Here is a 3,724-nt window from a genome sequence, read left to right as displayed (position 1 = left end):
CAGGCCCACGACAAGCCCGCGAAGCTCGCTCAGCGAAAGGGCATCCAAACCATCGGGATCCGGCAGCGCCATGCCGCATGTTGAATCACGCCCGAGCCAAACCGCAAAACGCCACCGCCCGGTGATCTGCCCCAGTTACGCTCACGGCTCGCAACTCCTTGGTGAGCCGTCCATTCTCATCGACCACGCAGATTGCGGTCTCTTCCAGGGAGACGTCGAGTCCGGCAAAGTACGTCATGGCTGCTCCTTCCTGATGCTGTGGCGATCCGACATCGACTACGATCTCACATCTCGATAGGAGCAGCCGCCTTCAGCGGAACCGCGGTGTGACCCCAATCACCCCATCTGTCCGGGATCAGGGTGCGGTTTGGCAGAGCTTACGGATCATGAGGCGGACGGAGGCCCAGTGGAGGAAAGCCAGGGCCTTTCGGCTTTGGCATTCCCAGTCCTTGGCGCGGCGGCGGCAGCGGTTCAGCCAGGCGAAGGTGCCCTCATCCTGAGCTTGTCGAAGGATCGACGATCCACCGTTTGGGTAGGACGGTGAAGCCTTTCGCCGTGACGGCACTGGCCTGATCGGATCGCTTGACGATCTCGACATCGACCTGTCGGCAAGCGCGGCGGAGGCCGGCCTGGAAGCGGGGACCCTGGTAGCCGCCGTCGGCGTAGAGCTTGAGCAGGAACGGATAGAGCCCGAACAGGGTGGTCATCACCCACACCCCGCCGTCGCGATCCTGTACGCCGGCCGAATGTACCAGGGCGTGCATCTGCAGACCCTGGGTATCCACGAGGATGTGGCGCTTCTTCCGTTTGATTTTCTTGCCCGCATCGTATCCCGGCGGATCGATCGACCGGGGCAAGCCGGGCACGAAGCGCCACCTCGTCGTCGATGCCCGCGGCACGCCGCTCGGTGTTGTCCTGACCGGGGCCAACACTCACGACAGCACCCAACGCGTCGCGACGCTCGACGCGATCCCGCCGGTGCGCTCGGGCCGCTGTGGGCGCCCGCGCCACAGGCCCGGCAAGCTGCACGCCGACAAAGCCTACGACCACCGCCGTTGCCGCCGGGAGTGCTCGGCTCGCGGGATCGTGCCCCACATTGCGCGCCGGAGCGTCGAAAGCAGTCAGCGCCTGGGCCGCCACCGCTGGTTCGTCGAGCGTACGCTAGCGTGGCTGGCGCGATTCCAACGTTTGGCCATCCGCTACGAACGCCGCGCCGACATCCATCTCGCCTTCACGACCCTTGCCTGCGCCCTCGTCACACTCAACCAATGCAGACGGTTCTGTTAGACGCTCTTAATCTGATCCGCCAGCGCGTGACCGCTACGCTGCTGACGATCATCGACGGCGTTCCCGTCTGCGCTCTATCGGAAGATACCTCACTCCCTGATGCCACGGCTCGACGATGCGCGCAGCGACTTCGTACGTTGTGGCTTAGGGGCGGACTGACATCCCACGCATATGGAGTTTGTTGCTTTTGCTACTGCGGCTTCAAATTTCGAGTCGCGAATGCCTTGTTCCTCGGCAGCTTGCGAAGCCCTCTTCTCGCGATCTTGGCTCGATGTGTCAGGTCTCTCGATGCTCTGATTTGTCTCAGCCTTCCGCAGCACTTTACCTGCGGCGTGCGCGGTGGATACAGTGGCTAGTATAAGCCACACTGTCGCAATGACGCTGCGCATCAATCGCCCTCCCAGCGAGAATTATCTTTGCGACTATGCGCTTTTCGTACGGGTTAGATAAGTCCAGTAGAAGCCTGGCATTTAGCTTTTTCACTTCACACTGCCCCTACCCTTTCCAACCCCTCGGCTGTGCAGCCTCGCGTAGTATCGCCATGGATGACTCGTACTTCGCCAGGAGCCGGGCCCGAGTCGCCGTGGCCAGCTTCGCCAAGCGGTCCGCGTCGGCGTTGTCCTTGTTGTCGGAGAGCTTCACGAGGATGGCCGGCAGCGAGGTCATCCCCCGGAAATCGGAGGATGACGGGGCTGATAACCTCAATGCCGAGATCCCTGGCATTGCCTCCAGACTCACAGAAACCTCAAGAACGGGCGCCGACTCTCGGCCGCGCTAACAGACCTCAATGGAGCGCTGCCGCCGCTGGGCGGCCTCTGGACGGCTTCCTCCGGGCCTCGCTGCACGGTTCACCCTCGCCGAACAGGCGGTCCTCTCGCTCCTCGCGGCCGAGAGCGTGCGCCGGAAAGATTGCAGGCTTGCCGTCGAGCATATCGCGGCGATCGTCGGCGTGTGCCGGTCCACCGTGAAGAACGCGGTTCGAAAGACTCGCAAGCTCGGGCTGCGGACGTCGAGGAACGGCCGGTGACAGGCTTCCAAAACCTGCCGAACGTGGTCCGCATCGTGGCGGTCGAGTGGACGGCTTGGCTACGGCTCGCCCGATCCGGCGAGCGCGGTGCCACGCCAACTAGGGGGGGGGACCAAATCCGCCACCCGCACGGCTACTGATATTCCATACCCTGTGAATTCAGAGGCTGGGAACCCTAGAAAGGGCTGCCGGCAAACGACGGGCGAACCCACCGACAAAGCCTCGTCTGAAAGCCGCGCGGCGAGTAGAACCGGACGAGCCATGCGGTAGCCATAGGTAGGTGTTCGACAGACCGGACGTCTGTCTCAGGTTTGGCTCGCGAGGCAAGCGTCAGGCAGCTACAAAATATCGAGTAGACCCACAGAGAGAGCCCCGATGAAGATCATATTCACTTTGACCGTACTTGCAGCTTTCACGCTACCAGCGCATGCCATTGAGGGTCGCTATAAAGTTGAAGGTCAGAACCCAGGGCAACCCCAACTCTATAAAGGGGAAGCAATGATCAAAAGGACCGGCGACACCTACAGCGTGGTCTGGCAGATTGGATCTGGGCGCCAAGTCGGAACCGGCATCTTGACCGGAACTGTCTTATCCGTCGTCTTTCAGGCGGCTGGCTCGCCAGGGTCCGGCGGTGTGGCAAGCTTTCAGATCATCGACGACAAGGTCGCCACCGGCAAATGGGCAGTAACCGGCGGCCAAACTGTTGGTTCAGAAAAATGGTCCCTCGAAAGCGGGATTTGAGGCTCGTGGTATCAATTCGTCAGTCGCCCCTTGCTTCAGCCAACGGCGCCGTGTTGGGCCCTACGTGAGCGCTTCTGCTTGGTCAAGAATATGCTCAAGGCGCCGTAATTCGGCCTGCGGTAGGGCGCTGGAGTGTGAGGCTGATTTGGAGACCGCAATGCGCCACCTGACCCTTTGCCTCTTACTCGCCCTTTCCACTACGTCGGCCTCAGCAGCTAACGTCGCTCAGCTAGGAACAACGGATCGGGTGGACCCATCCGAGAAGAGGATCGAGAGCGAGGCCGCTAAAGCGCAGGTCGGTGACGACGCGTTTCAAAGCCGCATACTAGCTGCCGAGCGGCGGGCCACAGCCTCGATTTGCTCTGGGTGTCTCACGGGATCTGCGCACCGGTCTCCCCGAACAGCAACACATGTCCATGCCAAGGCCACCCCGTCTCCTGCCGAGACTGACGAAGATTTGCGATAGGCGGTGGCGTGAAGGTCGGCGACGCGGGGAACAGGAACCACCGGTACCGCCTTTTGGCCTGCTGAGACCCCGTTTCATAAGGGGCAGCCGCGGATCGCTGCTTGGGGTGAGCGGCGAGCATCGTCAGCGTTGGGAGAGTGTCTGACGCTCACCCTGGAACGCCGATGTGGACACCCGCCGCCCGTGCCGAGCTTGCGCGCGAG

3 protein-coding genes and 3 pseudogenes are annotated in these 3,724 nt (G+C 62.1%); 3 read left to right on the top strand and 3 right to left on the bottom strand.

Annotated features, from left to right (window positions below):
• Nucleotides 1-97: 97 nt before the first annotated feature.
• Together MKK68_RS07715 and MKK68_RS07710 are read right to left on the bottom strand one after the other, a co-directional pair.
• Nucleotides 98-238, bottom strand: a pseudogene (locus tag MKK68_RS07715) (IS110 family transposase); the annotation flags it as partial.
• Nucleotides 239-355: 117 nt separating this feature from the next.
• A pseudogene (locus MKK68_RS07710) lies at nucleotides 356-848 on the bottom strand (transposase); the annotation flags it as partial.
• Between MKK68_RS07710 and MKK68_RS07705 the strand changes: the two are divergent.
• A pseudogene (locus MKK68_RS07705) lies at nucleotides 820-1,287 on the top strand (IS5 family transposase); the annotation flags it as partial. The pseudogenes MKK68_RS07710 and MKK68_RS07705 sit on opposite strands and share 29 nt — an antisense overlap.
• Nucleotides 1,288-1,782: 495 nt before the next feature.
• On the opposite strand, the gene MKK68_RS07700 reads toward MKK68_RS07705, so the two are convergent.
• Nucleotides 1,783-1,953, bottom strand: coding sequence for a hypothetical protein (locus MKK68_RS07700; protein WP_244029641.1), 171 nt, complete (start codon nucleotides 1,951-1,953; stop codon nucleotides 1,783-1,785).
• Nucleotides 1,954-2,310: 357 nt separating this feature from the next.
• On the opposite strand from MKK68_RS07700, the gene MKK68_RS29710 reads away from it, so the two are divergent.
• The gene (locus MKK68_RS29710; protein ID WP_313899218.1) at nucleotides 2,311-2,454 is read left to right on the top strand and encodes a hypothetical protein; all 144 of its coding nucleotides are present in this window, start codon (nucleotides 2,311-2,313) and stop codon (nucleotides 2,452-2,454) included.
• Between the two features lie 235 nt (nucleotides 2,455-2,689).
• Nucleotides 2,690-3,055: a hypothetical protein gene (locus tag MKK68_RS07690; protein ID WP_244029639.1), complete on the top strand. Its 366-nt coding sequence runs from the start codon at nucleotides 2,690-2,692 to the stop codon at nucleotides 3,053-3,055.
• Nucleotides 3,056-3,724: the final 669 nt, after the last annotated feature.

This window comes from Methylobacterium sp. E-016 (genome assembly GCF_022829745.1).
Taxonomy (GTDB): domain Bacteria; phylum Pseudomonadota; class Alphaproteobacteria; order Rhizobiales; family Beijerinckiaceae; genus Methylobacterium.
Note: the sequence above shows the minus strand (reverse complement) of the source record. Positions and strands in the feature narration are given on the sequence as shown.

Excerpts from the sequence above, each read along its gene's own strand:
- MKK68_RS07700 (WP_244029641.1), bottom strand. The coding sequence starts at position 1,953 with ATGACCTCGCTGCCGGCCATCCTCGTGAAGCTCTCCGACAACAAGGAC.
- MKK68_RS07690 (WP_244029639.1), top strand. The coding sequence starts at position 2,690 with ATGAAGATCATATTCACTTTGACCGTACTTGCAGCTTTCACGCTACCA.